The organism is Glutamicibacter sp. MNS18 (assembly GCF_026107515.2).
Lineage (GTDB): Bacteria > Actinomycetota > Actinomycetes > Actinomycetales > Micrococcaceae > Glutamicibacter.
In genome coordinates this window covers 310,591-325,504 of sequence record NZ_JAPCHW010000006.1, presented here as the reverse complement: position 1 = coordinate 325,504, position 14,914 = coordinate 310,591, and the positions used below count along the sequence as shown (strand labels likewise).

Sequence of the window (14,914 nt, the reverse complement as noted above, 5' to 3'; positions counted from 1 at the left end):
CTCAGTGCGGTGAGTAGTTGCAGGGTCAGGTCCCCGATTTCCTGGCGCAGTGTGGGGTGTAGTGAGCTGTTGTGGGTGCTCACCGTGTCCCGTAGGACGCCCAGGGCTGTGGCCAGGGAAATCTGGTTCATGGGTTGATGGTCCCGCGGGTCGGGGTGGGGCGTGGTGGCTGGTGGGCCAGCTGTGGACAACCCGGGCAGCGGGGAATCCATGGCGCTACCAGCTCTCGATTTCGTCCAGGCACATGTAGAAACGTATCGCGTTGTCGAACCAGTGGATACCGCGGGGTTCACGGCCTGGTCCGGATGCCGGGGTTATCGTGTAGACCTCCCCGTCCCAGGTCAGCCCGGTCGGCCTGTGGGTGCTGTCTTCATCCCATCCCTGCGGGATGCTGGGGGTGTAGACCCACCGCTCGCAGTCGCCGAACTCGTCGTAACCCAGCAACTTCCAGCCCCGGCGCCCCAGCAGGATCCGTCGTGGCTCCAGCTCGTAGGGTTGCAGGGCCTCCCTGCCGGGCAAGCCCTTCAGATGCGCGACGTGCCGCAGGGCCCGGGCAAGGTCCTCCACCCCGTGCGCATCGAGGACATCGCGCATGGCGTCGTGGAGACAGCGGGAACGGTATTGCGCGCGGACCTGGATTTCACGTCGTTCCCGGATGCGCCGCACGTCGTGGCTGGTGGTCTTCCTGCGGGGCTTGCTGACCGGCATGATGGCTCCTTGGGATGCCCGGTGGACACACCTGGGCTGTCTGGATTTCCGTTCAGCATAGGAGTGTTACCACCGGTTCCGTCCGGTCAGCGCGGATCTGTGGATAACCTTCCACGGCCCGGTCGGCGACGGTGCCGCACTGCGGGCACCCGGCACCCCGTCGGGTAGCCAATGCCCTTCCTGTTATGGGGCGCGATCGATGGGCTGATGCGATCTCGGGTGCCCGCTCGTGATGACTGGAGTGGTCGGTTCCGTCCAGCACGACGTGGCGCAAGGCTGCGATGGGACCGGCTCGACGTTGGTCACCGGTGCCCAATCCCTGCCGCTGCTATCGGCCCGGGCGGGTAGGGGCGGTGGATATTTGTGGTTCACCTGGGAAAACTGTCATTCGTGTTGCGGGTTGCGGGGATCGACCCGTGCAAGGAACCCGGTCATGTGCCCCATCACCTGCGCGAAGGCCCGCGCGTCATGGGATGGCAGGGAACTGTCGGTGAAAAGATGGGCGGAGCCCGGGTAGGTGAACAGCTCTGCCACATTGGCGCCGGATCCGGCGGTGAACTTCCTGGCAGCTTCGAGATCGCCTTCCCCGGAGAAAAACGGATCCTGCTCCATCCCATGGATCTGGACCGGGACCGAGGGTGGCCAGGGGCCGAAGGACCATTCGGCGTCCAAGTCGACGAAGCCCTCCAGCAGGATGGCCCCGATGGCCCCCGGACGCTGCTGCGCGAAACGCTGGGCGAGTACCGCACCCCAGGAAATCCCGGCATACACCAGATCGGCGGGAAGGCTGTCGACCAACTCGATCGCCCGGTGTGTCAGCGCGCTTTCCCCCAGTTCGGTGACCAGTCCAATGCCGGCATCGATATCCATCGGGTGTACACCGTCGAAGAAATCGGGGGTGTGTACCGTGTGGCCGTGCGATTCCAGCTCCTGCGCGATGGCCTGGACTCCCGGGGTCAGTCCCTGGACGTGGTGGAAGAGGACGACGTCGGCCATCTGCGGCTCCTGGTTCGAAGCAATTGCGGTTGTCGTCGACAGTAGGCGGTGAGCGGTTCCCCGTCAATCGTTTCCAGGCGTTTCCGGGGTGGCCGGCTAGCGTTCGTCGACCAGGTTCTCGATCCGTTCCGGCAGGTGCTCGATAGCAGAGTCCCAACCGGGCATCTGGCTGTTGATTTCCACGCTGTACCCCTCTGCGAGGATGAACTCGGCGCAGGTGAGCATGTCCGATCCGGAACCTGTCTCGTAGATGAAGGCGCGGCGGATATCATGCCAGAGCAGGGTGGCCGACTCATCGATGACCAGTCCGGCGGGTAGGACCTCTACGGTACGTTGCGGGTAGCTCATGGTTACCTTCCGGGGGCGGGAAACGTGCTTGGTACAAGTGTAGGGGCATCTGGGTGGGTGCGCCGGGGACACCATGCGCGGGCCGCCTTTCTTTGGCCGATCTTTGCGCAGCACCGTGCGGGCGTCGTGGAGCCGGGGAACCGGCCGGCATGCCGCCCCAGATCACGCATGCTGTTGAGGACAGGGAAGACCCGCGTCTCCACTGGCCGCAGTGCGCAGAATCCGCGCCAGGCGTCGACCAGGTCGGCGATGCGCAGCCGGAACAGGTGCGGCTGCTCGGTCCGCGGTTTGTGGTGCTGGATGCGGCCACCGCCGAGGGGAGCGGCGAACACACCCGGCTTCGGAAGGCCTGGAACGCGATCTAGGCCCGCGGTGGATCCTGGCGTACCAGGGAACCGGAATCCAGCTCCAACTGGTAGTCCAGATCCAGGGACGCCAGGAAATGCCGGTCGTGGCTGACCACCAACAGTGCCCCGCGGTACCCCCGCAACGCCTCGGAGAGCTGTTCCACGCTGGTCACATCCAGGTTGTTGGTCGGCTCATCCAGGACGATCAGTTGCGGCGTCGGCTCGGCCAACAGCACCGTGGCCAGGTAGACGCGGAAACGTTCGCCGCCGGAGAGGCTGGCCAGATCCCGATCAGCCGCCGGGCCGCGCAACAGCAGCCGGGCCAGCGCGTTGCGGATCGCGCCGGGGGTGGCGCCCGGCGCAACGGCCCGTACATTGTCCATGGCCGAGGCCCGTTCATCCAGCGAATCCAGCCGCTGCGGCAGGTATCCCACCCGGTCGGTCAGCAACCGGGCGGAGACTGGAAGCGCCCCGGGGTGCGGCAGGCCGAGCAACCGGTGCAACAAGGTGGTTTTCCCGCTTCCGTTGGCGCCGACGAGGCCGACGCGTTCGGGGCCCTGGATGATATGGCTGCGACTGCCATCGCCAAGTTCGGCGATTCGGCGGCTACGTGGCAGCTTCGGATCCGGCAACTGCAAGCTGATATGTTCCTCGGACCTGACCCTGGTGCCGGTCGAGTCCACTGCCTGTTGGGCCGATTCGACCTTGGAATCCAGCTCCGCGCGCAGCGACCCGGCAGAGGCCTGGGACTTCTTGCGCAGGTTGTCGGCCGCCATCCGCGGGATGCTGCCACTGAGCTGCAGGGCACGGCCCTGCCGTTGCCTGCGCGCCAGCTTGGTTTCGGCCTCGACGCGCTGGCGTTTCTCGACCTTCAGCGCCTGCTGCGCACTACGGGCCGCCTGCTGGGCCGCGTCCTGTTCGGCGGCCAGCTGCTCACGGTAGAAACTGTACGGTCCACCGTAGCTGCGCAGGGTGTTGGCGTGCAGTTCCACGGTGTTCTGCATCAGCTCGAGCAGGTCGAGGTCGTGGCTGACCACCACCAGGCTGCCCGGCCACTGCCGTAACATCGAATACAGCAGCTTCCGGGTGGGGGCATCCAGGTTGTTGGTCGGTTCATCCAGCAACGTGATTCCGGCGTCGGCCAGGCGAAGGCCGATCACCGCGATCAGCATCACCTCCCCACCGGACAGCCCGCTCACCGGGCGGAGCAGGTCCGCGGCCCCGAACCCGATACGTGCCAGCTCGGCTTCCGCCCGGGCCTCGATGTCCCAGCGCTCGCCGACCGCCTCGAAGTCCGCGACTTCCACACTGCCCGCTTCGATGGCGTGCAGCGCATCGAGCACCTCGGAGATCCCCAGCAACCCGGCCACCGTCATGTCTTGGTCCAGGGTGATGCCCTGTGGCAGGTAGGCGACGTCGCCCGAGGTCTCGAGATGCCCGGCGGTGGGGTGCAGCTTCCCGGCAATGAGTTTGAGCAGGGTGGACTTGCCGCTGCCGTTGGTTCCCACCAGGCCGGTACTGCCGGTGGGGAAGCTGCCATCGACTTCCTGCAGTGCGGGGCTGCCATCGGGCCAGCTCAATGATACGGAATGAAGGGTGATTGATGGTGTTTGAGCCATTGCTGGCCTCCTCGATACTGCCGAAAGGGGGCAGGGGTGGGGGCTGCCGACCGGTGGCGGAAGGGCATCGAGGGGAGTCCGAAGGCTGTCCGGGCGCGAACACGCGGGGAATCGATGAGATCCGAGGTCGGCCAGCCGGGGAATGAACAGGTGCACGCCGGAGCGTGCTGGGTTCTGCGGGCTAGGCGCGGGAGATCTCGGTCTTCATGGTTAGTACTGTAGCAGTTCGCGCAAGCGACGAACAGCGAAACCCGGTGGGATACCGCCGACCGGGTTTCGCTGCCGACTGCTGAAGGCTTTGCCTACTTGGTGGCGCGGTGCACCGCGACGATGCCACCGGTCAGGTTGCGGAACTCGACGTTCTTCCAGCCGACGTTGAGGAACTTGCGTCCCAGCTGTTCCTGGTTGGGCCAGGCGGCAATCGACTCGGCCAGGTAGGCGTAGGCCGACGGGTTCGAGGAGACCAGGTAGCCCAGTGCCGGGATCACCCGGGGCAGGAACTGCTGGTAGGCGACCTTGACCGGGGTGATGGTCGGGGTGGAGAATTCGGCCACCACGATCCGCCCACCGGGCTTGGTGACACGCAGCATCTCGGACAGGGCCTTTTCGGTGTCCGAGATATTGCGCAGCCCGTAGGAGATGGTCACCGCGTCGAAGGTATCGTCCTCAAAGGGCAGGTCGGTGCCGTCACCGTAGATGAACTCCAGCTGCGGGTGGCGTTTGCGGCCCTCGGCGAGCATGCCGTGGGACATGTCGCAGGCGGTGACCTTCGCCCCGGCCGCGGCGAAGGGTACCGAGGAGGTGCCGGTGCCGGCGGCCAGGTCGAGGATGTGTTCACCGGGCTTCGGGGCGACGGCTTCGGTGGTGACCTTGCGCCAGTAGTTGACGATGCCGCCGGTCATCAGGGTGTTGAGCAGGTCGTAGCGCGGGGCTACGTTGTCGAACATCTCCTGAACCTGGTTGGCCTGCTTGTCCAGGCCCGCGCGCACATTGTGGGAAGTCATGGTTCCCAGTGTTTCACATTCATGCTTTGCATATGCCCCGATGTGCGCGGAATCGCTCTCAGAGTAGCGACTCCAATCGCCGGTAGCTGACCTCCATCCCGTCGATCATTCCGGTTGCCAGGACGGTGTCCCTGGTTTCGGCATCCGGATAGGTGATGACCAGGCTCAGCAGCGTTCCGCCCGTGGTGGGGGTGAAGGTGGTTTCGTTGAGCGTTGGCGGGTAGTCGGTGCCGATCATCTGCTCGGTGAAGGATTCGTAGCTCTGCGGGATGCTGGCCAGGCATTCCCCGGTGAACCCGAAGCCCTGTCCCTCGGTATCCGGGCCGGGCTCCCACCAGTAGCGGTAGTGTTCGCCCACCGCCCCGGGCAGCAGGCATTCGGTCATCGTCCATCCGTCCGGGCCCAGCAGCCAGCGTTGCATCAGTTCGGCGTCGTGGTGTGCTCGCCAGACCTGCTCCAGGGTTCCGCGGATCAGCCGGCTGACCCGGACATGGGTGTCCGAGAGCGCTTGCGCCTCGGTGCTGAAGGTCTGCGCGTAATTGCGCAGGTCGATCAATACCTGTTCGATCTGGCTCATGGCGGAACGCAGTCCCTCGTCCATGCCCATGGACACCAGCTGTTCCAGCTCGGAAACGGTTGTGAAGTTGGTGGTGACGGTCAGCTTCGATCCATCTGGCACCGGGTCGAAGGTGAATACCGTGCGGGTGGTGGGAAGATCCGTGTTCGGGGTGCCGTCGGCGTGTGCAAACCCATCGGTGACTTCGAAGAACTTGTGTTCAACGACTTCTGTCCACTGCCAGTAGCCGTGGTAGTTTTCGCCCTCGGGCGAGGTCATGTAGTAGTTGCTGCGTCCACCTGCGGCACCATCATGGCGGGTGAAGGTGGCCGGGTAGCCGACCGGCCCCCAGAACTTCTCCAGTTGCCGCGGATCCAGGTAGGCGTCCCAGAGTCGTTCGACGGGGACCGGGAATTCGGCGTGGACGGTGAGTGTCAGCGTCTCTTCGTCCTTGACGACGGAGGTGACAGGCATGGGAAGACTCCTTCTACGGTGTCTGGTCGGCGAGGAAGGCATCCAGGCGGTTGACCCGTTGGCGCCAGAGATCCTCGTAGGCGGTCAGTAGTTCCTTGACGTGCCGGATCGTATCCGGCTGGCCACGAACGATCCGTTCGCGGCCACGTGCGATCTTGGTGACCAGGCCCGCGGCTTCGAGGGCTGCGACGTGTTTCTGCACCGCGGCAAACGACATGTCGTAGGATGCGGCCAAATCGGACACACGGACTTCCTCGTTCAGTGTGCGCCGCACGATATCCCGTCGTGTGGCGTCAGCCAAGGCGCGGAAGACCTTGTTCACCTGTTCTTCGCTCAACTCATATACAACCATTTGGTTGTATATTACTCCCGTTGGGCGCCCATTGAAAGGGGTGGGGTAAAAAACATGGGGCAAAAAATGTTGGTGCCATCATGCCGCAGCGGGATCGCGCAAAGGAGACTAGTCTCCTGGATTTGTAGGTGAAAAGTACCCCGGTTGGCCTAACGGTTGCGCCGTTCTGCCCGTAAGGCCTTCCGCATCCCGGGCTGCGCACCTAGCATCGGAGGGACAACCAAGCGGCGGGTGGCACTCGCAGGCAAGGAGTGGTCATGGGGCAGGCGATCGTCGAGTTCTCGAAGCTGAGCAAGCGCTTCGGCAAGATACAGGCGTTGGACGGGCTGGATCTGGAGCTGGAACCCGGACAGATCCATGGCTTCCTCGGACCCAACGGGGCCGGCAAGACCACAGCAATCCGCGTACTTCTGGGAATGCTGCGAGCCGATTCGGGCAGGGTGCGGCTCTTCGGCGCCGACCCCTGGAACCGCGCCGTGCAGCTGCACCGGAGGCTGGCCTACGTGCCCGGGGAGGTGACCCTGTGGCCCAGGCTGACCGGCGGCGAAGTCATCGACCTGCTGACGTCCTTGCGGGGTGCGACGAACGAGCAACGCCGCGCGGAAATGATCGAGCGTTTTGAACTTGACCCGACCCGCAAGACCCGCACGTATTCAAAGGGGAACAGGCAGAAGGTGGCACTCGTGGCGGCCCTGGCCAGCGACGTGGACCTGCTGGTGCTCGATGAACCCACCAGCGGGCTGGATCCGCTGATGGAGCTGGTCTTCCAGCAGGCGGTGGCCGAAGCGGCCGCCCGGGGCACTGCGGTGCTGCTCTCCAGCCATATCCTGGCCGAGGTCGAGAAGCTGTGCAGCCAGGTGACCATCATCCGGGAGGGACGCACCGTGGAATCGGGCAGCCTGCAGCAACTTCGCCACCTGACCCGCAGCCATGTGGTGCTGGGAAGCGACATCCCGGCCCACGTCCTGGCTGGACTTGCGGCGGTGCATGAACTGCACAGCCAGCAGGCGGTCCACCGGTTCAGTGTCGAACCGGATGGTATCGAGGAAGTGCTGGCGATCCTCCGCGGCTACGCGGTGCACTCCTTCAGCTGCACCCCGCCGAGCCTGGAAGAGCTGTTCCTGCACCACTACACCTCGGCGGGGCGGTAATGAGCGCCCGGGGTGCAGGCAGGCATGCGCTGCCAACACAGGGGACCGGGACGCTGGCCGGAGCCGGGGTGCTCTGGCGTTCGATGCTGCGCACCAGCAGGTGGGGGATCGCGATATGGGCCCTGGCGCTGGTAGGGCTGCTGTACTACATGGCGCTGGCCGTGAACGAGGTCCTGGGCGCCCAGGGGCTGCAGGCCAGGGCGGCCATCATCGGCCTGCCGGCCGGGGCGATGCTTTCCGGCCCGGGCTACGGTTTGGACAACTACACCCTTGAGGTCATGGTCGCGAATGAGCTGCTGGGCCTGTATGCGGTGATGGTGGGCATCATGTCCCTGCGACTGGCGGTGCGTCATACCCGAACGGACGAGGAGGCCGGGCGTACCGAACTGCTCAGGGCATTGCCCGTGGGCCGTCTGGCCCCGGTGACCGCCGCCCTGGCAACCTGCCTGCTGGCCAACGTCGTGGTCTCCGGGCTGATGCTTGCGGCGCTGCTGCTACTCGGTTTTCCGCTGCCCGGATCCGTCGGGTTCTGCCTCGGGCTGATGCTGGTTGGCCTGGTCTTCGCGGCGATCGGCGCTTTGTGCGCACAGTTGAGCTCCAGCGCGAGGACCGCCGCGTCGCTGGCCGGTGCGGTGCTTGCCCTGGCCTACCTGCTGCGCGCGGTGGGTGATGCCAGCGAGCCGGGCGGCAATGTGCTGTCCTGGCTGACCCCGGTGGGCTGGATCCAGCAGCAGCGGCTCTTCGTGGAGCAACGCTGGTGGCCGTTGCTGCTGGTGGTCGCGATGCTGATCGCGGTGGGGCTGGCCAGCTTCCTGCTGCAGCAGAGGCGTGAAGTCGGGGCGGGGCTGCTGCCCCAGCGTGCGGGACGCGACCGTGCCCGGGCCCTGGGCCGGAGGGTCATCGGGGTGGGTGCCCGCCTGGACCGCGGCCGGTTGTTCGGCTGGACGGTTTCGATCCTGGTCGCAGCGGTACTGACCGGGTCACTGGCGGGCCCGGTGGCCGACGCGTTCCGCGACCTGCCGCAATTGCAGGCGGTTCTGGGGTTGCGCGGTGGGCAGGCCGCACTGCAGGAGATCGTGGTGGCGGCCATGGCCACATTCCTGGTCTTCTTCGCCATGGTGGTGGCGATCTTCGCGGTGCAAGGTGCCCACCGGTTGCGCCGCGACGAGTCCCTGGGCCGGGTTGAGCTGTTGCTGGCCACCGCGGTCTCACGTTGGTGGGTCATGGGCAGCCAGCTGCTGCTGAACGTGGCCGGTTGCGCATGGCTGCTGGTGATTGCCGGCTTCGGGCTGGGGGTTGGGGCCCAGCCCGGTATGGGTGAGGCGGTGCTGGGCACCTTCATTGCCGCGGCGCTCTGGAACCTGCCGGTGGTGGCCTGCTGGCTCGCGCTGTCCATGCTTGCCCTGGGCCTTGGGCGCGGAGCAGTCCTGGTATGGATCGGGTTGGTGGCCTGCATCGTGGTGGGCATGTACGGGCCGTTGCTGAACCTGCCACAGTCCGTGCTTGATGCCGAACCGTTCACGTCCGTCAACGCCCTGGAAATCGTTCACGAGCAGGCATCGATGCTCGTACCGGCCGGTTACGCGCTGGCGGCCGCGATCCTTGCCGCGCTCGCGTTGATCCTGTATAGCAGACGGGACTTGGGACGTTGAGGCCCCCGGTCTCACGGCCCCTTCAAAACCCCATGGAATTGGCCTAGGCTAATGTCCACGGCAGTGATCTACGCTATGGGGTCTGGAGTCACATGGGCGGTACGGTAATCGACTGGTCTTCGGCGGCGCGCCAAGCGGCGCGCGCCCATGAGCTGTTGGGGTCGAACCAGGCCGATCTTGATTCCCTGCCGTTGCGGACCGTGGTCCGCGAGTCCTGGAAACGCTCCCTGTCCAGCCGGGTCCGGTCCGGGGAACCGCCCGTGCTCAGCGAAGAACACCTGCGTCTGGCCCGCGAGCACAGCGAGCTGCAACGTATCTGGCCGGTCTTCGAGAAACTCCTCGTACCGGCCGCCACCGACGCGAACCTCCTGGTGGCGCTCGCCGACGCGCAAGGGACCCTGCTGTGGGTCGCCGGAAGCAACGGTTCCCTGAACGGTGCCGAGCGGGTTGGTTTTGCGGCCGGGGCGAACTGGGGAGAGTCCGCAGTTGGCACCTCGGCTCCCGGCCTGGCCCTGGCTACCGGAAACGGGGTGCAGGTGACCGGGGCGGAGCACCTGTACCAGGATGTGCACCACCTGAATTGCTCCGCAGTACCCATTCGTAACCCCGCCACCGGCAGGGTCATCGGCGCGGTGGACCTGACCGGTGGTGCCGACGCCATTGCCGTGCATTCCCTGCCGCTGTTGCAGGCCGCCGTGGCCGCCGCCGAGAGCCAGCTGTTGCTGCCGGGGATCCCGGCGCCGCAGCCCGGGGCGGACTTCCTGGACTTGTGCGGGGCCGACGGGCCGGAACTGTCAGGCACGTCGATCTCCCTGCGTCATGCCGAAATCCTGACGCTGCTTGCCGCCCACCCGCGCGGATTGAGCAATGCCGAACTTGTCGAGGAACTGTTCGAACATCCCGATACGGCGGCCGTGGGGACCGTGCGTTCGGAAATCGTCCGCCTGCGCAAGGTGCTCTCCGCGAAGCCCGGTCGCACACTTGCCGCGCGGCCATACCGGCTGGAATGGGCGCTCGAAACCACGGTGTGCCGCTTGTGGCAGGCGTTGGAAGCCGGGGACCTGGAGCAGGCGCTGCAATTGTGCCCCACGGAGCTGCTGGCCCGGTCGCAGGCCCCGGGAATCATTGCGATGCGACATCGCGCCCAGGCCGCCATCCGCGAAGTGGCCTTGGATCGGGGGACGGCGCAGCAGTTGTTGCGGCTGGGACGGCAAAGCGGAGATGCCCAGTTCCTGATGGCCGCCCTGCGGGAACTTCCCCCGGATTCCCCGGCCCGCTCCCTTGTGGTGGCCGAAGTGGAACAACTCCAAGACTAGCGCCGCGTACCTCCCGTCTGGTCCGTTGGCGCTTCCGCGCACCTGATCGGGTCATGCCTCATGACGCCAAGCGCATTTGCCGAAGCGACGGGTTGCAACGTAGCTGCAACCTAGGGGTGACTATAGTCACACTCAAGACGCTGGCATCTGGCCATGCGGCAGGACCGAGACAAAGGAGTCGTACAGCCATGACTGTCTATGCAAACCCGAACACCGACGGAGCAGTAGTCAATTTCAAGTCGCGCTACGAGAACTACATTGGCGGTCAATGGGTTGCTCCTGTCAAGGGAATGTACTTCGAGAACGTCACCCCGATCACCGGAAAGTCCTTCTGCGAGGTGGCCCGATCCACCGCGGAGGATGTTGAAACCGCCCTGGATGCCGCCCATGCGGCTGCCCCGGCCTGGGGCAGGACCAGTCCGGCCGAACGCGCGGTGATCCTGAACAAGATCGCCGATAGGATCGAGCAGAACCTCGAGATGCTGGCCGTGGCCGAATCCTGGGACAACGGCAAGGCGGTACGTGAGACCCTGAACGCCGACCTGCCGCTGGCAGTGGACCACTTCCGCTACTTCGCCGGGGCCATCCGTGCCCAGGAAGGCAGCCTGTCGCAACTGGACGATGACACCACCGCCTACCACTTCCATGAGCCACTGGGCGTGGTTGGCCAGATCATCCCCTGGAACTTCCCGATCCTGATGGCCGTGTGGAAGCTGGCTCCGGCCCTGGCGGCCGGCAACGCCGTGGTGCTCAAGCCGGCCGAGCAGACCCCGGCCAGTATCCTGGTCCTGGCCGAACTCATCGGCGACCTGCTTCCGGCCGGCGTGCTGAATATCATCAACGGTTTCGGTGTCGAAGCCGGTAAGCCGTTGGCCTCCAACAAGCGCATCCGCAAGATCGCCTTCACCGGTGAGACCACCACCGGCCGGTTGATCATGCAGTACGCCAGCGAGAACCTGATCCCGGTCACCCTGGAACTCGGAGGCAAGTCCCCGAACATCTTCTTCGAGGATGTCGCGTCGAAGGACGACGCGTTCTACGACAAGGCCCAGGAAGGCTTCACCCTCTTCGCCCTGAACCAGGGCGAGGTGTGCACCTGCCCGTCGCGCGCCCTGGTCCAGGAAAGCATCTACGGCGAATTCATGGAAAAGGTGGTGGCCCGGACGCAGGCCATCAAGCAGGGCAACCCGCTGGACACCGAAACCATGATGGGGGCCCAGGCCTCGAATGACCAGCTGGAGAAGATCCTCTCCTACCTGGATATCGGCAAGTCCGAAGGCGCCAAGGTGCTCACCGGCGGTTCCCGTGCGGAACTCGGCGGCGAGCTGGAAGGCGGCTACTATGTGCAGCCGACCATCTTCGAGGGCACCAACAACATGCGCATCTTCCAGGAGGAGATCTTCGGACCGGTCGTTGCCGTAACCAGGTTCAAGGACTACGACGACGCGATCTCCATCGCCAACGACACCCTGTACGGACTGGGTGCCGGCGTCTGGAGCCGGGAAGGCAATACCGCCTACCGTGCCGGACGGGCCATCCAGGCCGGACGCGTCTGGGTCAACCAGTACCACGCCTACCCGGCGCACTCGGCCTTCGGGGGCTACAAGTCCTCCGGCATCGGTCGGGAGAACCACCTGATGATGCTGGACCACTACCAGCAGACCAAGAACCTGCTGGTCTCCTACTCCGAGAACAAGCTCGGTTTCTTCTAAACCCGATACCCACCACGCAGCGCAATATCCCAGTTTTGACAGACCTCGAAGGCGTGGGGTCACCGGGCGGACACCGCGGTTCGATTAGCCTCATTTCCGCGGCCTGCCGCTCCTGCTCCACGCCTTCGAATGCCATCCAAAGGAAGAGCACTATGACTACCATGAAAGCCGCAATCGTCGAGGGCTTTGGCCAGGAATTCCAGGTCAAGGACACCACCATTCCGGAGCCGGGACCAGGCCAGGTGCTGGTGAAGCTGATCGCCTCCGGTGTCTGCCACACCGACCTGCACGCCGCCGAAGGCGACTGGCCGGTCAAACCCCATTTGCCGCTGATCCCGGGCCACGAAGGCGTGGGCACCGTGGAAAAGGTCGGGGAAGGGGTCACCGAGGTCAAGGTCGGGGACCTGGTCGGCAACGCCTGGCTGGCCAGCGCCTGCGGAAGCTGCGAATTCTGCCGTACCGGCTGGGAAACACTGTGTGAAGCGCAGACCAACGGCGGCTACTCCGTTGACGGCAGCTTCGGGCAGTACATGCTTGTCGACGCCAAGTTCGCCGCCCACATCCCCGAGGGATCCGATCCGCACGAGATCGCCCCCGTGCTCTGCGCCGGGGTCACCGTCTACAAGGGCCTGAAAGTGACCGGGGTACGCCCCGGGCAATGGGTTGCCATTTCGGGCATCGGCGGCCTGGGCCACATCGCCGTGCAGTATGCGGTGGCCATGGGCATGCGCGTGGTCGCCATCGACGTGGCCGACGAGAAGCTGGCCCTGGCCACCAAGCACGGTGCCGAACTGACCGTCAACGCCTTCGCGCAGGACCCGGCCGAGGTGATCCAGGAGAAGATCGGCGGCACCCACGGCGTCCTGGTCACCGCCGTGCACCCGGCAGCCTTCGGGCAGGCCATCGGGATGACCCGCCGCGGCGGGACCATCGTGTTCAACGGCCTGCCGGCCGGCGACTTCCCGGCCCCGATCTTCGACATCGTGCTCAAGGGGCTGACCATCCGCGGGTCGATCGTCGGCACCCGGCAGGACATGATCGAGGCCCTGGAGTTCTACGCGGCCGGCAAGATCAAGCCGACCTTCCACACCCGGCCGCTGGAGGACATCAACGCGGTCTTCGACGAGATGCGGCACGCGAAGATCGATGGCCGGGTGGTCATCGACTACACCGCCAAGTAAACCCCGGAACCCCCAAGCCCCGCAGCCCGGACGGCGCGCAACCCTTGCGTGGCCGCCCGGGCTACGGGGCTTAACCGGTACCGCCTCCTGGCCCGTGGGGCCATGGACTCGCGGTGGGAAAAGTAGGACACTGGCAGGTACCGGCCATGCCGGACAGTGCCGAGACACGGTAGGAGCACGCAATGAGTACCATCACCGAGACACGAGCCACGATTGCCGGGGAGGAGTTCTCCCGGGTGGCCTTTACCGGGCAGTGCCTGGAGTTGCTGCGCAAGCTGTGGAATATCCACGGACCGTTGATGTTCCACCAGTCCGGAGGTTGTTGCGACGGTTCCTCGCCGATGTGCTACCCGGCCGGGGAGTTCAAGACCGGCGACGCGGATATCCGGCTCGGGGTACTTGACCTCGCGGATGAAGCGGGCCAACAGCTGGGCAGCATCGATTTCTGGATGTCCAAGGAGCAGTTCGAGTACTGGAAGCACACCAGGCTGACTGTGGATGTGGTCGACGGACGCGGTTCCGGGTTCTCCGTGGAGGCCCCCGAAGGCAAGCGGTTCTTGATCCGCAGCGAGGTCATCGAATTCCCCACTGCCTGATGCCGTGTTGTGCTGCCGGACCCGGCCGGGAACGGTGTCCTGCTCCTCCCGGGGCACCAGAAGGGCCCCGGAAGGCAACGTAATATAACAAAATGGTAACGGTGTTGCGGGTGTTTCGGAGGCACCCGCAACAACGCCGCATGCCTAGTGCCTTCTGGGATACCCTCCAGCGCCCACGGGGTCCGCCAGTGGGCGAGACGTGTCAAGTCGCCCGAACCGCGGTTGAGATCTCCGCTCAGTTCGTTACGTTGGAAGGGATGGTTGAAGAACTCGAAAACTCAATGTCCGAGGCAACATTCCGCCACCCAGTCCTATCCGACGGCCAGGCCCTATGGCAGCTGGCCCACGCCAGCCAGGTGCTGGATGTGAACACCTCCTACGCCTACCTGCTCTGGTGCCGCGACTTTTCCGGCACCTCGCTCATCGCCGAGATCGACGGGGTTCCGGCCGGCTTCGTCACCGGCTACCTGCGCCCCGACGCCCCCGACACCTTGATGGTGTGGCAGGTCGCCGTGGGCGCCGACTTCCAGCGCCGTGGCCTGGCCGCGACCATGCTCGACGAGCTGGCCGCACGGTGCGGTGCGTCGTACCTGGAAACCACAATCACCGATGACAACGCGGCCTCGAACCGGTTGTTCACCCGTTTCGCCGCACGCCGCGACGCCGGTGTGGAACGTTCCGCACTGTTCACCGCCGAGCTGTACCCCGATGCGCACGACACCGAATTCCTGTACCGGATCGGCCCGATAGGCCAGGGGCTCAAGACCCCCGAACCGGAGCTGGCCGAGACCAGCTCCTAGCTGCATCAGCCAGGCACCCCACGGAGCACCGCTTCCAGCCGGAGCCCTCCCGACTACCCGCCGCAGCACCAGCAATCCCGCTTTGCGACCAGCCTCCCTGGG

The 14,914-nt window shown here is 65.4% G+C and carries 15 protein-coding genes; 8 read left to right on the top strand and 7 right to left on the bottom strand.

The annotated features are described in order from the left end of the window. Positions 1–216: 216 nt before the first annotated feature. The 3 genes from OK351_RS11340 to OK351_RS11330 all read right to left on the bottom strand — a co-directional run bounded on the left by OK351_RS11340 (position 217) and on the right by OK351_RS11330 (position 2,052). Positions 217–708, bottom strand: coding sequence for a hypothetical protein (locus OK351_RS11340; RefSeq protein WP_265158936.1), 492 nt, complete (start codon positions 706–708; stop codon positions 217–219). A gap of 384 nt (positions 709–1,092) precedes the next feature. Next, positions 1,093–1,704: a dienelactone hydrolase family protein gene (locus OK351_RS11335; RefSeq protein WP_371931422.1), complete on the bottom strand. Its 612-nt coding sequence runs from the start codon at positions 1,702–1,704 to the stop codon at positions 1,093–1,095. A 96-nt stretch (positions 1,705–1,800) separates the two neighbouring features. Next, positions 1,801–2,052: a hypothetical protein gene (locus tag OK351_RS11330; protein WP_265158934.1), complete on the bottom strand. Its 252-nt coding sequence runs from the start codon at positions 2,050–2,052 to the stop codon at positions 1,801–1,803. 149 nt (positions 2,053–2,201) lie between these two features. Between OK351_RS11330 and OK351_RS11325 the strand changes: the two genes are divergently transcribed. Continuing rightward, entirely contained in the window at positions 2,202–2,417 is a 216-nt protein-coding gene (locus OK351_RS11325) for a hypothetical protein (protein WP_265158932.1), read from the top strand. On the opposite strand, the gene OK351_RS11320 is transcribed toward OK351_RS11325, so the two are convergent. The 4 genes from OK351_RS11320 to OK351_RS11305 form a co-directional block, all read right to left on the bottom strand. Then, positions 2,414–4,018, bottom strand: a complete 1,605-nt coding sequence (locus OK351_RS11320) for an ABC-F family ATP-binding cassette domain-containing protein (RefSeq protein ID WP_265158930.1) — start codon at positions 4,016–4,018, stop codon at positions 2,414–2,416. The two genes, OK351_RS11325 and OK351_RS11320, sit on opposite strands and share 4 nt — an antisense overlap. Before the next feature lie 302 nt (positions 4,019–4,320). Continuing rightward, a complete protein-coding gene (locus tag OK351_RS11315) occupies positions 4,321–5,022 on the bottom strand; it encodes a demethylmenaquinone methyltransferase (RefSeq protein WP_265158928.1) in 702 nt (233 codons plus the stop codon). Between the two features lie 58 nt (positions 5,023–5,080). Next, on the bottom strand, positions 5,081–6,052 hold the full coding sequence (locus OK351_RS11310) for an SRPBCC family protein (RefSeq protein WP_265158926.1): 972 nt from the start codon (positions 6,050–6,052) through the stop codon (positions 5,081–5,083). A gap of 13 nt (positions 6,053–6,065) precedes the next feature. After that, the gene (locus OK351_RS11305; RefSeq protein WP_265158925.1) at positions 6,066–6,404 is read right to left on the bottom strand and encodes an ArsR/SmtB family transcription factor; all 339 of its coding nucleotides are present in this window, start codon (positions 6,402–6,404) and stop codon (positions 6,066–6,068) included. A gap of 257 nt (positions 6,405–6,661) precedes the next feature. Between OK351_RS11305 and OK351_RS11300 the strand changes: the two genes are divergently transcribed. From OK351_RS11300 to ectA, 7 genes are all read left to right on the top strand, one after another. Further along, on the top strand, positions 6,662–7,555 hold the full coding sequence (locus OK351_RS11300) for an ABC transporter ATP-binding protein (RefSeq protein ID WP_265158923.1): 894 nt from the start codon (positions 6,662–6,664) through the stop codon (positions 7,553–7,555). Next, a complete protein-coding gene (locus OK351_RS11295; protein WP_265158921.1) occupies positions 7,555–9,207 on the top strand; it encodes an ABC transporter permease in 1,653 nt (550 codons plus the stop codon). The genes OK351_RS11300 and OK351_RS11295 overlap by 1 nt, the downstream gene beginning before the upstream one ends. 92 nt (positions 9,208–9,299) lie before the next feature. Continuing rightward, the gene (locus tag OK351_RS11290) at positions 9,300–10,523 is read left to right on the top strand and encodes a helix-turn-helix domain-containing protein (protein ID WP_265158919.1); all 1,224 of its coding nucleotides are present in this window, start codon (positions 9,300–9,302) and stop codon (positions 10,521–10,523) included. Positions 10,524–10,711: 188 nt separating this feature from the next. After that, on the top strand, positions 10,712–12,235 hold the full coding sequence (adh, locus tag OK351_RS11285) for an aldehyde dehydrogenase (protein WP_265158918.1): 1,524 nt from the start codon (positions 10,712–10,714) through the stop codon (positions 12,233–12,235). Between the two features lie 152 nt (positions 12,236–12,387). Beyond that, the gene (adhP, locus tag OK351_RS11280) at positions 12,388–13,416 is read left to right on the top strand and encodes an alcohol dehydrogenase AdhP (protein WP_265158916.1); all 1,029 of its coding nucleotides are present in this window, start codon (positions 12,388–12,390) and stop codon (positions 13,414–13,416) included. Between the two features lie 182 nt (positions 13,417–13,598). Further along, positions 13,599–14,012, top strand: a complete 414-nt coding sequence (locus OK351_RS11275; RefSeq protein ID WP_265158915.1) for a DUF779 domain-containing protein — start codon at positions 13,599–13,601, stop codon at positions 14,010–14,012. Positions 14,013–14,269: 257 nt separating this feature from the next. After that, positions 14,270–14,812, top strand: a complete 543-nt coding sequence (gene ectA / locus OK351_RS11270) for a diaminobutyrate acetyltransferase (protein WP_265158912.1) — start codon at positions 14,270–14,272, stop codon at positions 14,810–14,812. The last annotated feature ends 102 nt before the right edge of the window (positions 14,813–14,914 follow it).

Bases quoted from the DNA above. Each gene is read 5' to 3' on its own strand.
- OK351_RS11340 (WP_265158936.1), bottom strand. From the start codon at position 708: ATGCCGGTCAGCAAGCCCCGCAGGAAGACCACCAGCCACGACGTGCGG.
- OK351_RS11335 (WP_371931422.1), bottom strand. From the start codon at position 1,704: ATGGCCGACGTCGTCCTCTTCCACCACGTCCAGGGACTGACCCCGGGA.
- OK351_RS11330 (WP_265158934.1), bottom strand. From the start codon at position 2,052: ATGAGCTACCCGCAACGTACCGTAGAGGTCCTACCCGCCGGACTGGTC.
- OK351_RS11325 (WP_265158932.1), top strand. From the start codon at position 2,202: ATGCCGCCCCAGATCACGCATGCTGTTGAGGACAGGGAAGACCCGCGT.
- OK351_RS11320 (WP_265158930.1), bottom strand. From the start codon at position 4,018: ATGGCTCAAACACCATCAATCACCCTTCATTCCGTATCATTGAGCTGG.
- OK351_RS11315 (WP_265158928.1), bottom strand. From the start codon at position 5,022: ATGACTTCCCACAATGTGCGCGCGGGCCTGGACAAGCAGGCCAACCAG.
- OK351_RS11310 (WP_265158926.1), bottom strand. From the start codon at position 6,052: ATGCCTGTCACCTCCGTCGTCAAGGACGAAGAGACGCTGACACTCACC.
- OK351_RS11305 (WP_265158925.1), bottom strand. From the start codon at position 6,404: ATGGTTGTATATGAGTTGAGCGAAGAACAGGTGAACAAGGTCTTCCGC.
- OK351_RS11300 (WP_265158923.1), top strand. From the start codon at position 6,662: ATGGGGCAGGCGATCGTCGAGTTCTCGAAGCTGAGCAAGCGCTTCGGC.
- OK351_RS11295 (WP_265158921.1), top strand. From the start codon at position 7,555: ATGAGCGCCCGGGGTGCAGGCAGGCATGCGCTGCCAACACAGGGGACC.
- OK351_RS11290 (WP_265158919.1), top strand. From the start codon at position 9,300: ATGGGCGGTACGGTAATCGACTGGTCTTCGGCGGCGCGCCAAGCGGCG.
- adh (WP_265158918.1), top strand. From the start codon at position 10,712: ATGACTGTCTATGCAAACCCGAACACCGACGGAGCAGTAGTCAATTTC.
- adhP (WP_265158916.1), top strand. From the start codon at position 12,388: ATGACTACCATGAAAGCCGCAATCGTCGAGGGCTTTGGCCAGGAATTC.
- OK351_RS11275 (WP_265158915.1), top strand. From the start codon at position 13,599: ATGAGTACCATCACCGAGACACGAGCCACGATTGCCGGGGAGGAGTTC.
- ectA (WP_265158912.1), top strand. From the start codon at position 14,270: ATGGTTGAAGAACTCGAAAACTCAATGTCCGAGGCAACATTCCGCCAC.